12 protein-coding genes are annotated in these 14,311 nt (G+C 37.3%); 6 read left to right on the forward strand and 6 right to left on the reverse strand.

Annotated elements, in window-relative coordinates:
- Positions 1-131 precede the first annotated feature (131 nt).
- Both AC1M83_RS10300 and AC1M83_RS10305 read right to left on the reverse strand, forming a co-directional pair.
- On the reverse strand, positions 132-1,085 hold the full coding sequence (locus tag AC1M83_RS10300) for an ABC transporter substrate-binding protein (protein WP_481586530.1): 954 nt from the start codon (positions 1,083-1,085) through the stop codon (positions 132-134).
- Positions 1,086-1,241: 156 nt separating this feature from the next.
- Positions 1,242-1,859 (reverse strand): rhomboid family intramembrane serine protease, encoded by a 618-nt coding sequence (locus AC1M83_RS10305; protein WP_035269610.1) that lies wholly within the window; start codon positions 1,857-1,859, stop codon positions 1,242-1,244.
- Positions 1,860-2,018: 159 nt separating this feature from the next.
- On the opposite strand from AC1M83_RS10305, the gene nfuA reads away from it, so the two are divergent.
- The 3 genes from nfuA (at position 2,019) to AC1M83_RS10320 (ending at position 6,480) form a co-directional block, all read left to right on the forward strand.
- A complete protein-coding gene (gene nfuA, locus AC1M83_RS10310; protein ID WP_035269609.1) occupies positions 2,019-2,657 on the forward strand; it encodes a Fe-S biogenesis protein NfuA in 639 nt (212 codons plus the stop codon).
- A gap of 222 nt (positions 2,658-2,879) precedes the next feature.
- Positions 2,880-5,138, forward strand: a complete 2,259-nt coding sequence (locus AC1M83_RS10315; RefSeq protein ID WP_481590606.1) for a TonB-dependent receptor domain-containing protein — start codon at positions 2,880-2,882, stop codon at positions 5,136-5,138.
- 70 nt (positions 5,139-5,208) lie between these two features.
- Positions 5,209-6,480, forward strand: coding sequence for a class I SAM-dependent methyltransferase (locus tag AC1M83_RS10320; RefSeq protein ID WP_481590607.1), 1,272 nt, complete (start codon positions 5,209-5,211; stop codon positions 6,478-6,480).
- 28 nt (positions 6,481-6,508) lie between these two features.
- On the opposite strand, the gene AC1M83_RS10325 is transcribed toward AC1M83_RS10320, so the two are convergent.
- Positions 6,509-7,510: a hypothetical protein gene (locus AC1M83_RS10325; protein ID WP_481590608.1), complete on the reverse strand. Its 1,002-nt coding sequence runs from the start codon at positions 7,508-7,510 to the stop codon at positions 6,509-6,511.
- 17 nt (positions 7,511-7,527) lie between these two features.
- Positions 7,528-8,538: an alpha/beta fold hydrolase gene (locus AC1M83_RS10330; protein WP_481590609.1), complete on the reverse strand. Its 1,011-nt coding sequence runs from the start codon at positions 8,536-8,538 to the stop codon at positions 7,528-7,530.
- Positions 8,539-8,858: 320 nt separating this feature from the next.
- On the opposite strand from AC1M83_RS10330, the gene AC1M83_RS10335 reads away from it, so the two are divergent.
- Complete coding sequence (locus AC1M83_RS10335) at positions 8,859-9,473, forward strand: carbonic anhydrase (protein WP_035266649.1); 615 nt, start codon at positions 8,859-8,861, stop codon at positions 9,471-9,473.
- A gap of 76 nt (positions 9,474-9,549) precedes the next feature.
- Here the strand turns inward: AC1M83_RS10335 and AC1M83_RS10340 are convergent, their stop codons facing one another.
- Positions 9,550-10,194 carry an arylesterase gene (locus AC1M83_RS10340; RefSeq protein WP_481586523.1) on the reverse strand — a complete coding sequence of 215 codons (645 nt, stop codon included), beginning with the start codon at positions 10,192-10,194 and terminating at the stop codon, positions 9,550-9,552.
- 41 nt (positions 10,195-10,235) lie between these two features.
- Between AC1M83_RS10340 and AC1M83_RS10345 the strand changes: the two genes are divergently transcribed.
- Both AC1M83_RS10345 and AC1M83_RS10350 read left to right on the forward strand, forming a co-directional pair.
- A complete protein-coding gene (locus tag AC1M83_RS10345; RefSeq protein ID WP_481590640.1) occupies positions 10,236-10,949 on the forward strand; it encodes an ABC transporter ATP-binding protein in 714 nt (237 codons plus the stop codon).
- Positions 10,946-13,432, forward strand: coding sequence for an ABC transporter permease (locus AC1M83_RS10350; RefSeq protein WP_481590610.1), 2,487 nt, complete (start codon positions 10,946-10,948; stop codon positions 13,430-13,432). The genes AC1M83_RS10345 and AC1M83_RS10350 overlap by 4 nt, the downstream gene beginning before the upstream one ends.
- A gap of 31 nt (positions 13,433-13,463) precedes the next feature.
- Here the strand turns inward: AC1M83_RS10350 and AC1M83_RS10355 are convergent, their stop codons facing one another.
- Positions 13,464-14,276, reverse strand: coding sequence for a rhomboid family intramembrane serine protease (locus AC1M83_RS10355; protein WP_481590611.1), 813 nt, complete (start codon positions 14,274-14,276; stop codon positions 13,464-13,466).
- Between the last annotated feature and the right edge of the window lie 35 nt (positions 14,277-14,311).

The following is a 14,311-nucleotide window of genomic DNA, read 5'->3' on the forward strand; positions in this document are numbered from 1 at the left end:
ATTCGCGGATGCCTACATTATCCTGACAAAATTAATGATCTAGGTGGCATTAATTACCAGATATTGATTGAATTATTACGAGATATTTCTAAAAAAAGGAAGCCGAAGACTTCCTTTATAAACAAAATCAATTATTTAGTATTTTTTATACCATTGATCAATTCTTCTAACATAAATGCAGTGTTATCTAAGCCAGCGCCCGTTAAATACCAGGCATCGGCATCAACAAAGATGACACGATTCTCTTTGACTGCTTGACTATTCTTGAGTAATGGATGTGATTGAATATGTTGTTTCGCAGCATAGTTTTGCGTGTTTACAGCACCACGGTCTAACACAATGATGAAATCAGGATTTTGTTTTATTGCATGTGCTAGACGCTCTAAATTGCGTTGCGCGGCAGCAAGAGCTTCTGGTGAGTTTGGAGCAGGTCGAGCACTTGAGGCTTGAGGTGCTGCAGACGGCACCACTGACTTTAAGCCAGAAATATCATAGGCAAATCCAAATCTTTCATTCTTTGCATGCGGTATAAAATTATCACCCATGGCAAAAAGCATCAGGCCGGATTTGCCTTTAGTGAGTTGTTTAAGTTGTGCTTGAAGGGCATAGACATGATCTAATTTAGATTGTGCGAGTTGTTCCTTATTAAACATTTTTGCTAAAAAAAGTGTGCGATTTTTCAGGTCTTGATTGAAGTTTTGAGTATCAGGCCAGAGGTTGATTGCAGGTGCAATTTTTTTGACCTCATTTAATTTTGCAGCAGAACGCCCGCCGACAATGATGAGATCTGGCTTTTGTTCTTTTAATAAGGTTTGGTTGGGTTCAAATAAAGATCCAGCTTTTACATATTGTTTGTCATTAAATTTTTTCAAAGCACCAACAAAAGTAGTTTCGGGTACGATTGATGCTTGAATACCTAAAGCATTCAGTGTATCCAACGCGGATAGTTCGTAAACAGCCAGCTTCTGTGGCGTATTTTGAAGTTGAATAGTTTGATCTTGATAAGTGAATTGAACAGGTTGAGCATATGAAACAAAGGCGCTGAATGAAAGAATGAGTGCCAATGGAAGTTTAATGTAAGTCATATCAATACCTCGAGGTTTGATAAAAGCTTAACATGAATATATAAATGATAATCATTATCATTGTTGAATTTGTGTTTTTGATTTATTTACCAGCATCAACTTTGAATTTAAGGGTATTTGTGCGGAGTGTTTTAAGCCCCCGCAATGATCAAAGAATTAGAGCGGTAGTTGAAGCAACTTGCTGAAGAAATGTGGAATAATTTGAGGTTCAATCAATATCGTAACCACGACACCGTAGGCTGCACCCCATAAATGTGCACTGTGGTTGATGTTACTGTTTCCACGTTTACCTGACCAAATACTATAAGCAACATAAAGCACGGCAAAAATAATGGCTGGAACTGGAATAAAGAAGACAAATATCAGTTTCCATGGTTGAAATAAAATATAAGCAAACAAGACTGCTGATACTGCTCCAGAGGCACCTAGACTTGCCCAGCGGTGATCATTTTTATGTTTTAAATAGCTTGGAATAATTGCCGCGATTAAACCGCCTAAATAGAACAGAACAAATCCGAGTTCATATAAGTATTGTCGATAAAAACTCTCAATTACACTTCCAAAGAAAAAGAGTGTGATCATATTGAACAGTAGATGTGTTCCATCTGCATGTATAAAACCATGCGTGATAAATCGATCGTATTGACCTTTCTGCATGGCTGGAGGCCAAAAAATCAAACGATTCATAATATTTTGATTGGAAAATGCAACCAGTGAAATGGCAACCGTAATTAAAACGATGGTGACAGTATGATTAAAAGGTAAATCAAGCATATGGATAAGATTGAATAAATTGCTTTAATTCTATTCATCATGCCATTTTTTTAAATTTAATTGTTATTAATATAATAATTCTGACAAATTTAGTTGAATTTTAAATATTATCCCCGATCTTCAGTTAAAATAGAGTCTTCAGCTTGAGGAAAAATTGTTATGTCGACTGAGAACACCAGCACTGCAGTTGCTGAAGAAATTCCAAATTTATTAATTACACCAACTGCGCAAGAGTATTTGTTTGAACTTTTAGAGAAGCAAAATACTCCTGGTATCGCGGTACGTGTTTTCGTAGAACATCCGGGTACACCACGTGCTGAATGCTGCATGGCGTATAGTGCACCAGATGAAGTCGTTCCAACCGACTATAAACAAGAATATCCAAAATTTGCTGCATATATTGATACACCATCAATCCCATACTTATTGGATGCAGTGATTGATTACAACAAAGATCGCTTTGGTGGTCAGTTGACTTTCCGTGCACCTAACTCGAAAGTGCCACGTGTAGGTCCAGATGCATCGATTGAAGAACGTATAACCTATGTATTACAGTCAGAAATTAACCCTGGTTTAGCAGGGCATGGTGGAAACTGTGCATTGGTTGAAGTGGTTGAAGATGCTGAGCATGGTTTAACAGCGGTCTTGAAATTTGGTGGTGGCTGTCAAGGGTGTTCAGCAATTGATGTGACACTTAAACAAGGTGTTGAAGTTACGCTAAAACAGCATATCCCAGAGTTACAACGTGTTGTGGACCAGACAGACCACAGTCAATCTGAAGGCGCTTATATGAAATAAGTTGCCTTTAAATTTACAAATGTTGATTTGAAAAGCTCCCATTAAAAGGGGGCTTTTTTTTATGAAAACTGAACAAAATGAGTAATATCAATAAAATTGAAATGTAAAAACAAAACTATAAATGAGAATAGTTATCATAATCTATTGCAAAGTGATTATCATTTGTTACAATGCGACACAATTCGAACAAGATCTCTCCACACATTCTTTGGTAATTACACAATGCATAAGACATTTTTAAAATCTAAGTTAGCGTTTGCTGTCTTAACCACCATGTCGGTTTCAAGTTTTGCACAAGAGCAAATTGGTCAAGATACTAATGCAAAACAAGATACAACTAAGTTAAAAACAATTGTCGTAACTTCAGCGAGTGGTTATGAGCAAAATATAGCGGATGCTGCTGCTACGATTTCAGTGATTACTGCCGAAGAATTAGAAAAAAAATCTTATAGTGATGTAACTGATGCATTGAAAAATGTTCCAGGTGTATTTGTACAAGGCGGTGGAACGAACCAGACGATCTCCATTCGGGGTATGGGATCAGCTTATACCCTATTTTTAGTAGATGGACGTCCAATGAATGATGGTAGTCTTTTAACAACAAATGGGGGGGTTCAAGGAGCATCAGTAAACTTCTTACCGCCAATAGAATCGATTGAACGTATTGAAGTGATTCGAGGCCCGTCATCCTCTCTATATGGTTCTGATGCAATGGGTGGTGTAATTAACATCATTACTAAAAAGCATCAAGATCGTTTGACTGCAAGTATTCGAACAGAATATATCAAAGCTGGTAAATCGAATGACGTTAACAACGACGCAACCAATACCAGCTTGTATGTAAATGCACCATTAATTGATAAGCTTCTTTCGGTTCAAGTTACAGCTGGTCTTCAAACGATTGAAGAAAGTTCATTACAAAAAAATACAGCCGAAACAGGTGAGAGTGAACCAGATTTTCAAAAAACAAATCTAGGTACAAAGTTTGTTTTTACACCAGATGAAAAAAACACACTCACTGCTGAATATGTAAGAACTCAACAAGAGCGTACACACAACCCAGGTAAAAGTTATACCCAGTATGTTTCAGTAACGGGTCCTAAAGTTGATATTGATGGTAAAGATTTCGTTCTATCTAATGGAAATTATTATCCAGCATATAATACGAATAATCGTAATGATGATGGTGAGCTAATCTATCGTTCAGATGTCGTACCGAATACAGGGACTTACTCAGAATTAGAAAAAAATAATTTTAGCCTTACTCATGATGGTGAGTACGACAATCTAAAACTCACTTCTTACTTGCAATATGATAAAGATAAAAATAATGCAATTACAGGGCGTACTGTGGGTAAAGTTCAAAATCCAGGGGGGATTTTATTTGAGACTATCACAGCCAATACCCAAGGAACGTACTTTTTCGAAGATCATAGTCTGACCATTGGCGGGCGATATTTAAAAGAAAATCTTGAGGATGGTACAAGTAACCAAAATTCAGCGATGGCTGGTAAAGTCACTAAAATGGATCGATATCAATGGTCAATTTTTGCAGAAGATACTTGGAATGTCAGTGATAAGTTAGCACTAACCTTAAGTGGTCGTTTCGATGAAAATGAGTTTTTTGGTGATAATTTCAGTCCAAAGGCATATGCAGTTTATAAAGCTACAGACAACGTGACTTTAAAAGGAGGTGTAATTTCAGGCTATAAAGCGCCGAGCTTACGTAATTCTTCTCCAGATTACATGCTGAACTCAATGGGCGGGGCAATTATGCCAAACCCAAATTTAAAGCCAGAAACCAGTTTAACGTATGAAACAGGTTTTGCATTCACTCATCCTGAATTGGGTTTGTCTGCAAGTCTTATGGTCTATCAAACAGACTTTAACGATAAAATTACTCGATCTGGTCGTTTAGATGGTAGTCGACTTCCCCCAAAAAATGACGGTGAGCCGCCTTACACTCAATCTGAAATTGATGATTTCGTTAATAGCAGTGCTTTCTATCAGTCCAACCCTAATCTGCCATATAACGCAAATGGTTATACACTCAACTATAACATTGATAAGGCCGAAATTAGAGGGCTTGAACTGACCACAGATTACAACATCACAGATTACTTAAAATATAGACACTCTTATACATTCACAGATAGTGAGCAAAAATCTGGACAGTATGAAGGTAAACCATTGAATAATTTGCCTAAACATATGTTTAATGTAGGCTTAGATTGGGACTTTAATGATCAATTGTATTTATGGACTCAATTGAATTATCGTGGCAAAACAGTGGGTGATACCGATGGAGATAAAACACCAGCTTATACATTTGTAGATGTTGGAGCTGTGTATAAGTATAGTGACCAATTCCAGCTATCTACTGGTGTATATAATGTTGCAAACAAAAATGTACTGAAAGATGGAAATGATTGGGTGCTTGATGGTCGACGTTACAGCTTTGCCTTGAATTATAAGTTTTAATGTCTTGTGCTTGGAGTGAGAGCGAGAATCTCACTCCAAGCTTTGAATAGTCGAGTTTATAAGGAAAATAATGAAGCGCGTCGATGGCTATGTGGTTGACACTATCTATCCTATGTTTTTTTATCCAGAGATGCAGCCAATTTGGCTGAGTACAATCAGCCAATTTCAAGGTTATATAGCGCCAGATATATCTCAAAATTTTCGATATTTAGAGTTAGGTTGTAGTTGTGGTCTTAACTTGATTGTGGCAGCAATTGCAAATCCGCACGCTGAGTTTGTCGGAGTGGATTTTAATGACAAACACATACAACGAGCTACAGAGCTTGCTCAATCCTTACAGTTAAGCAATATAAGATTCTTAAATATAGACTTTGAAAAATTTAACAAAAATAATAATGAAGTGTTTGATTTCATTGTCTGTCATGGAGTGTATTCTTGGGTTTCTGAACACAATCAATATTTTATTAGGCAGATTCTAGATAAATCTTTAAAGGACCAAGGGCTATTCTATTTACACTATATGTGCTTTCCTGGATCAGCTACTTTACAGCCTATTCAAAAAATCTTTAACATGGTTGATAAAAATACGTCTCAGCAATCTACTCAAAGTATTGAATTGTCTACAGCACTGGTGAGTGAATTAAATCGGAGAGGCGCTTTTATTGGATATGACAAAATACAAGGAATTGTGAATACATTAAAAAATGATACCAATTATCTTGCTCACGAACTTTTAACTGATTATTGGCAACCCCTTTATAGTGTAGATGTACATGAGATTTTAAAGATCGAAGCTGATCTATCATATATTGGGAGTGCAGTTCCAACTGAAAACTTAGATTCGCTTAGCATTCCAATCGACTTGCAACAGTTGATATCAGATGTGAATATTTCGAATACAAAAGAGTATCTAAAAGATATTGCTCGGGATTCAAAGCAGCGTATGGATTTGTTTCAAAAAAAATCAGTGAATTACCGTTTTGAAGACCATTTAGGAATTTTACATAAGATTAGATTAGATCTTATTCTTAACAATCAGCGATTGGATAATATTAATTTAAAAACATCGATTGGCCCAATTCAAGCTCCGAAGGAGGTGATCAGTGCCATTATTGAAAGTTTAAGAACAGGTTCTAAAACTTTTCAACAGTTACATCACCTTCCTTGTTTTCAGCAAAATTTAAAACTACTTGTTGAGAGTATATTTTTATTGATGAATTGCCATTATATCTATCCTATAAGCGAGCATAGAGAATCAAAGGACGTACGTAAAATAGAACGTCTCAATTCATGGCTGAGTGAGCATCAAATTCAGATTCAAATACCGACGACATATTTCTAATAAACCGCTCTAAGGAGCGGTTTTATAATTAAGATGTGAGAATACTTAGTGCAGATTCAGAATAGTAGAATTTTTCAAGATATACACGTGCACGTTGTTTAAGGTGTTCACTAGAAATCATATGCTTAATTACGGGGGAGAGTAGAGCACTTAATTCATTTTGCACAAGGCTTTCGTTGATATTGATATCTTGCATGATCAGATCAAAAGAGCGGTCTTGATTATGGCAATACCACGTGTAAATACCATCGTGTACTTGTTGCTTTAGATATTCAGTTTGACGGAGGTTGTCCCAAATATCATGTCCCATTGCCACAGTATTTGGTAGATCATTGATTTCAACATAGTTTTTAACAGCAGAGAGTGGGACTTGCTTTATTTTGTGCCAAAGATTGGCTTGAAAGTGGTATAGCTTATTATCATCAAAGTGTTGGTTAATCACTTGTTCGCTAATTTGACTGATCTTGATAATATTTTTTTGAAGATAATGTTTAACCGTATCATCAAGATTTGAATCAGTGACACTTTCAAGAACTGATTTCCCCATTTTCATAAAGCGGCCGACACCGGGTACTTTTTTATTCATCACTGAATTATCAATATAATCCTGAATAGAATGATGGATTAACTCGGTGAGCATACTCGAAAATGCGGGATTGTTCACAATACGTTTAATTAGAGCTTGGCGGTGAGCACTTTTAGATGAAATATAAAGTGCAATTCGATCAATGGTGTGAACCGAGATAATATCTTCGATTTGAGTCGTTTCATTAAGCGGGTGAACCAACGCAAATCGAATATGCTCCGCAATCTGTTGAATGAGAGAATCAGTTGCAGGTTTATTTAGAATTTGTTTTTGAAGCAGTGCATTAATCGCCTCGAAAGACCAAATTTGCTTTAAAGGTTGTTTTCTAAACCATTGATAAAAATATAAAAATTCATTTTCAATGGTGTCATCTTGAGAAAATTCATGATCAAGAAATGCCAAATGTGCCTCAATCAACTGTTCTATTTTAGGATTTTTTTCCATGAAAATTCTCAATATCCTTAATTTGATGATGACGTTTTAACGGTATTCATCTTATTTAAAAAACTTAAGTAATGTTGCGCCACAAGATCAGGTATTTCTACGATAGGTGTATGACCAATTTGATCTAATAGAATAGGGGGATGTGCTTTTTTTAAGGCGGTCCCTAATTCATGTGCAACTTCAACATTGACTATCTGATCTTGTTTTCCCCACAAAATCAATGTTTCAACCTCAATATTTTTTAACAATTGAGCAAATGATTCAACGGTGTACTGTTGATTGAGTTTAACAAGCTGATGAATCAACTCAGATGTATCCGCCGCGCGTTGAATAAGTGCTTGCTCTTGTTGTTTCTTGATTAAACTGGGTACGAAGGGAGCTTTATGCATGACTCTCCTAGAAACATAATTCAAGTCTCCAGGTTGTGAGATTAAAAGCTGCTTTAAATAAATTGGGTTATTGAGGAAGAATGTTTTGTTACTTCTGAATAATCCACCGACACTGATCAGAAATAAACTTTTCATTTCTTGAGGATATTTAGCAGCATACATCAGTCCGATTGATCCACCGACAGAGTGACCCGCTAGATTAAGCTGGTTTTCAATGCGTAATGCTTCTGCAAAACGACGTAACTGTTCAGTCAGATGAGGAAGTGATAAGTCAAATCCCTTCGGTGTTAGCGTTTGTCCACTTCCAGGCAAGTCAACAATAATGACACGATGTTGCTGTGTGAGATTCCGAGCTACATGATTCCAACTGTCTCGATTCATGCCTATACCATGAATGAGTAATAAGGCAGGTCGATCAGCAGGACCACCTTCGCTATAAGACCACACAACATCTCCGACGCGAATCGTTTTATTGGATAGTCCTGCCCAAGCACGTTCTTCATTTAAAACTTTTTGATAGTCGATAAATTCAACAGTATCTGCTCGGGTAGATGAGATACCGAGGCTGAGCATTAACGCGAGTAAAATGGAAAATAAATGTTGATGCTTTAATATGGGTAAAGGAAGATGAACAAACATGCAGGTGAAATCCCTTAAAACAGGGCGACATTATAATCAAGTGACTTTTATAAAGTAGTAGTTAAAAGTAAAAAAAAAATCCTATTTTTGTGATAATTGGTTCTCGATTTAAATAAGTTTTACTTCATAAACATAAATTTAAGCGCTGAATCAGCTGCTAAAGTGTTTCAGTAAGGAATGATCATAATCATCAGATTTGAAGAAATTGAAGATATTTTTAGCAATTAACAAAAATTGTAACAGAGTTTAAATTTTGTCAGTGACAATCAAAAAGCACAGTATTAAAATTACCTCAAACCTTGATAAACCATGGATACAAGATGCTAACTGCACAAGAAGCTTTAGAACGTTTAAAAATTGGTAATCAACGTTTTGTTGAAGGTCAAACCAAGCATCAACGATTATTGACGCATCATGAGCGCGCTCAGATGGCTGAAACTCAAGAGCCATTTGCGATTGTATTAGGATGTTCTGATTCACGTGTTCCAGCTGAAATGGTTTTTGATCAGGGCTTAGGTGATTTATTTGTTATTCGTGTAGCAGGCAATATCGTAGCTCCATCTCAAGTTGGAAGTGTGGAGTTTGCAGCCGAAAGTTTTAATTGTCCTTTAGTGATTGTATTGGGTCATACACATTGCGGCGCAATCGACTCAACGATTGAAGCATTACGTAATCCTCAACAACCGCCATCTGTTAATTTGATGTCTATTGTCAATCGCGTACGTCCATCAGTCGAAATTTTAATGCAAACTGAGTTAAAAGATGATTTGAAAAAGCTTTCAGTACACGCGGTTCGCTCAAATGTTTTTGCTTCAGTTAACCAGTTGCGCCATGGTTCTGCGGTGTTGGAAAACTTGATTGCACAAGGTAAATTAAAAGTTGTAGGTGCAGAATACTCACTTGAAACAGGTGAAGTTACATTCTTTGACTTCTAATATCAGCATTTTAAAAAAGCCAGCTTAAGCTGGCTTTTTTATTGATTGGGATTTATGGATCTCTATGTCTATAACTTTATAGAGCGCCTTTAATATAAGGATATGCATTATTTAAGAGTTTAGGTTGAGCTTGTTCATTAGGATGAATCAGATCTTTTTGCATGAGTTTATTATTTCCAGCAACACCTTCTAGAAAAAAAGGGAGCAACTTCACATTAAATTGCTGGCTCACAACTTTATAATTATTTTCAAAGGCTTTGCTATACGCTGAGCCATAGTTTGGAGGAATCTTCATGCCAAATATGAGGACTTTGGCATTAGATTTTTGGCTCAATTGAACTAATCGAGTTAGGTTTTGTTGAATCATTTTTGGAGGTTGACCTCGTAAACCGTCATTACCTCCCAATTCAATTACGACAATATCTGGTTTGTGTGTTTGTAGCAATTTAGGCAAACGTGCTAATGCACCACTGCTTGTTTCACCACTGACACTTGCATTGACCACTCGATGTTGTTTCGGATACTGTTGATCAAGACGTTTTTGCAAAAGATTGACCCAACCTTTCTCGGTGGGTACGCCGTAACCAGCACTTAAACTATCACCAAGAATAAGGATAGTTTTTGCAAAGCTATTGATCGGTAAAAGAAACAGACAACTGCAGATAAATAAAAAGGCAGTTTTTCTCAACGTAACAATATTTAAACTTTGACTGATTTGCATAAAGGCTTTCTATGGTTCGTAATGACTCAACTTCTTCAATCATGCCACAAGCGTTAATTTCTGCACAGCAATTGACACAAACGATACAGATCCAACAAAAAAAGTTGACGATTTTTGAGAATCTAAATCTACAAATTTATCCTGGCGAGCAAGTCGCAATCACAGGCAGATCGGGTTCTGGAAAATCTACACTCTTGGGAATTCTGGCGACATTAGATCAGCCAAGTTCAGGAACATTGTCGATTAATGGTATAGCAGTTGAGCAATTAAGCGAAGAGAAACGCGCTCAAATTAGACTTGAAAATATTGGTTTTGTATTTCAATCCTTTCAGCTTTTACCTTCTTTATCTGCGCTTGAAAATGTCATGTTACCGCTGAGAATTCAAAAGAATTTTGATTATGCCAAAGCAGAACAACAAGCCCTTTATTGGTTGAACAAAGTGGGTTTAGATCGTCAAAGTACTCAAACACCTAAAGTACTGTCTGGGGGAGAACAACAACGCGTAGCAATTGCACGCGCTTTAATTGCTGAGCCCAAAATTGTATTTGCGGATGAACCAACGGGAAATTTAGATGGGACGACAGCCCAGGAGATTGAACAGCTTTTATTTGATTTGAATCGGGAGCTGGGCACTACATTGGTTTTAGTCACCCATGATCAAAAGCTAGCACAAAAATGTGAGACGCATTATGAATTGATCGATGGTCAATTAGAAAAAGTGCAAGGCGCTTCAGCTTCTGGAGAGCGTGTATGAGTGCGCTATTCAAACCTTTGTTGAAGCAAAGTTTTGCTAGCACAGGGATTTATTTGCTCATTTTTGCATTGAGTCTCGCGATTAGTGCGACAACCGCTTTAAAGTTCAGTAATGACCAGATTCAACAAGCTGTTTCATTGCAGGCTGCTAAGCTTCAAGCTGCAGATCTAGTGTTGAGTGATCAATATCCGCTCAATGAAAAATTTAAACAGAAGGCGAACCAACTCAATCTACAACAGTCCCAAGTGACGGTTTTTGGTTCAATGGCACATACTGATGAACAATTTGTCATGGTGAATGTCAAAGCGATTGAGTCCAATTTTCCGCTACGTGGTGAACTCATTATTCAACCTGATCAAACTGCTATTCGGTCAGAAGAGGTATGGCTGAGTCAACGTGCTTTAGATTTATTAAATGTCAAAATAGGGGAGAGGGTTCAAATCGCAGATGCGAGTTTTACAGTCACAGGAGTCATTGAAAAGGATTCTAACCAAGAACTCGGATTTTCAGCCTTTTCACCTACAGTGATCATTTCACAATCTGATGTTGCGGCAACCAATGCGATTCAGCCTGGAAGTCGTATCGAATATCGTCTGCTTATGTCTGGTGAGCCGAATAGACTTAATGAGTTTACGGCTTATTTTGATCAGCTCTATCCTAAAAAAATGATTGAACCAAATGCAGATGATCAGCAAGCAATGGAAACCCAAAGCTCAATTCGCTTGAGAACTGCGGATGAGGCGAATACCCGCTTGATGCGTCCAATTGAAAATCTAGATACTTTTTTACAGCTTGCAAACATTCTTACAATTTTACTGTGCGGTATTGCAATTGCGTTGACCAGTCAACGGTACGTTCAACAAAATCAAGATCATGTTGCTTTAATGAGATGTATGGGGGCTGCAAAGTTCCAAATTCTTAAGAACTATATTGCATTGCTTATGATTGCCGTCGCAATTGCGATGTTCATCGGTACTGGGTTAGGGATTGGTCTAGGCTATATTTTATTGCAGTTTATGTTGCAACTAATTCCGCATTTAGACATCCAATTTAGCTTGTTTGATTTGGTTTTGGGTCCTTTGCCGATTGCAATATTCACCAGTGTCATTGTGATGTTTGGATTTATTGTCCCAAGTTTGATGCAGCTCTTAAATACGCCTCCAATTCGTGTTATCCGTGAGGATGTTAAATCTACGCGTTCTCTCTTGACCTTATTGGGAGCGGGAGCTGTAAGTCTTATTTTATTTTGTATTTTGCTCACTCAAAATATACAGCTCTCATTGCTCGTTATCGGTACGATCTTCGCATTGTGTGCAAGTATGTTCAGCATAGTTTGGTTGCTATTAAAGATGATCAAATCTTTGAAAAATAGATGGTCAGCCTATGTACGTGTACCTAATCAAACAGCATTTCAAATTACTGCACTTGCATTAGGTCTGAGCCTGATTACAGTTCTTGTAGTATTAAGGACGGATCTATTAGATCGTTGGCAGCAACAGTTACCTGAAGGTACGCCAAATCAATTTATTTATGGTCTTCCTCCATTTGAAGTTGAGCAATTTAAAGCTCAGATCGAAAAAGAAGGTTGGCCAAGTACACCCTTGTATCCGAATATCCGCGGACGCCTAATTAAACATAATGGTCAGCCATTTTCGGAATCATTAAGAGCGCAAAATAACTCACTCAGACGAGAGTTGAATTTGACTCAAGCTCAAGGCTATCCAGAAGATAATGTCATTGTCAGTGGGCAGCCACAATTGCAGCAGGTGGGAGATGTTTCTGTTGAAGCAAATCTTGCTGAAGAGTTAGGGATAAAAGTGGGTGATCAACTCAGCTTTAGCTTGCCAGAAGGTGAACTTCAAGCCAAAGTTGTAAATTTAAGAACAGTCGAGTGGGAAAGCTTCAGTCCAAATTTTTTCTTCATTTTTGCACCGAATACGATGGATGAAAATGCTGGAAGTTATTTAGGAAGTTTTTTTGTACCTCAAGATGAAAAATCCAAGTTGGTCAATCTGATTCAGCAGTTCTCAAATACTGTATTTATCGATGTTTCCTTAATTTTAGAGGAAATTAAAAACTTAGTATCTGTTCTGGTTCAGATTATTACCATTCTTGCGCTTCTCGTCAGTGTTTCAGGTTTTTTGGTGTTGATTGCTTGCATTAATTTATTGATGGATGAGCGAAAGCGAGAAGTCGCGATTTTAAGATCATTTGGCAGCTCAAAATCCAATTTGAAAAATATGCTGAGTTTAGAAATTGGATTTATCGGCTTTATGGCTGGCTTAGTATCGTGTTTTTTTGCTGAGGTCATCAGTGTGATCGCCAGTTATAAAATGGATCTCGCTATACAACCGCATTGGGAAATCTGGGTAATTCTACCTATGAGCATGATGATCTTATGTGCGCTGATTGGTCGTTATCGTTTAAGCTACTTAACTGAGATTCCTCCATTAAAAAGCTTGCGCGAACTCAATCAATCATAAAATTTATGAGGTCTAAAAAATGCAATTGGAATTAATATGCCAATTGCATTTTCATTTGCTGCAACATTTCAGCCCAAATGGGTTGTATTCCGCTCACTAAGCCTAAGTTATATTGATACATGAGCCAACATAAGAAGATGCCTAGAGGAAGTACCACGATGGTGGTGGTGAAGCCTAGTCTAAATCGTTGACCGATGTACCAACATAAAGCCATGACTGCACCCATCAACATTCCACCAATATGCGCTGCATTATTTATTCCAGGGATCATGAATCCCATACCAATATTTAATGCCAAGATGATCAGCAGCGATTTACGATCAAAGAGAAATTGTTGTTGTGGTAAAGGGGGAAAAAGAGATAAGAGCGTTAAAGCACCACCTAAACCCATAACGGCACCTGATGCACCTGCGGATACACGTGGAAATAAATCATGGTTGACATGCTCCAATAGCTCGTAACTATTCCGAATATCAATCAGTCCACTGACCAAGCTTCCCATAATGCCTGCTAATAGGTACAAACCTAGAAAATAAACATGCCCAAATGTTTTCTCAGCGACATTGCCAAAGATATACAATGCCCACATATTGAGCATTAAATGAATAAGACCAAAATGAAAAAATGTACTGCTGAAGATCCGAAGGGGTTCCTCTAAATAAGTCAGCGGTGCATAATCAGCACCCCAGCGTAAAGCATCTATTGTTGCTGGGTTTGATACATCCACTCCGCTAAAGATTTGCCAGATAAAAAGTCCAACATTCAGTGTAATGAGTAAAAACGTAATCTGACTTAAGGGTAGACGTGATTGGCTTTGAAATTGGGGTGGTTGCATTTCAGTCATGTCATTGTATTCTGTGATAATGATATGGATTAAGG

The sequence above is a fragment of the Acinetobacter sp. 25-47-130 genome, from assembly GCF_056779705.1.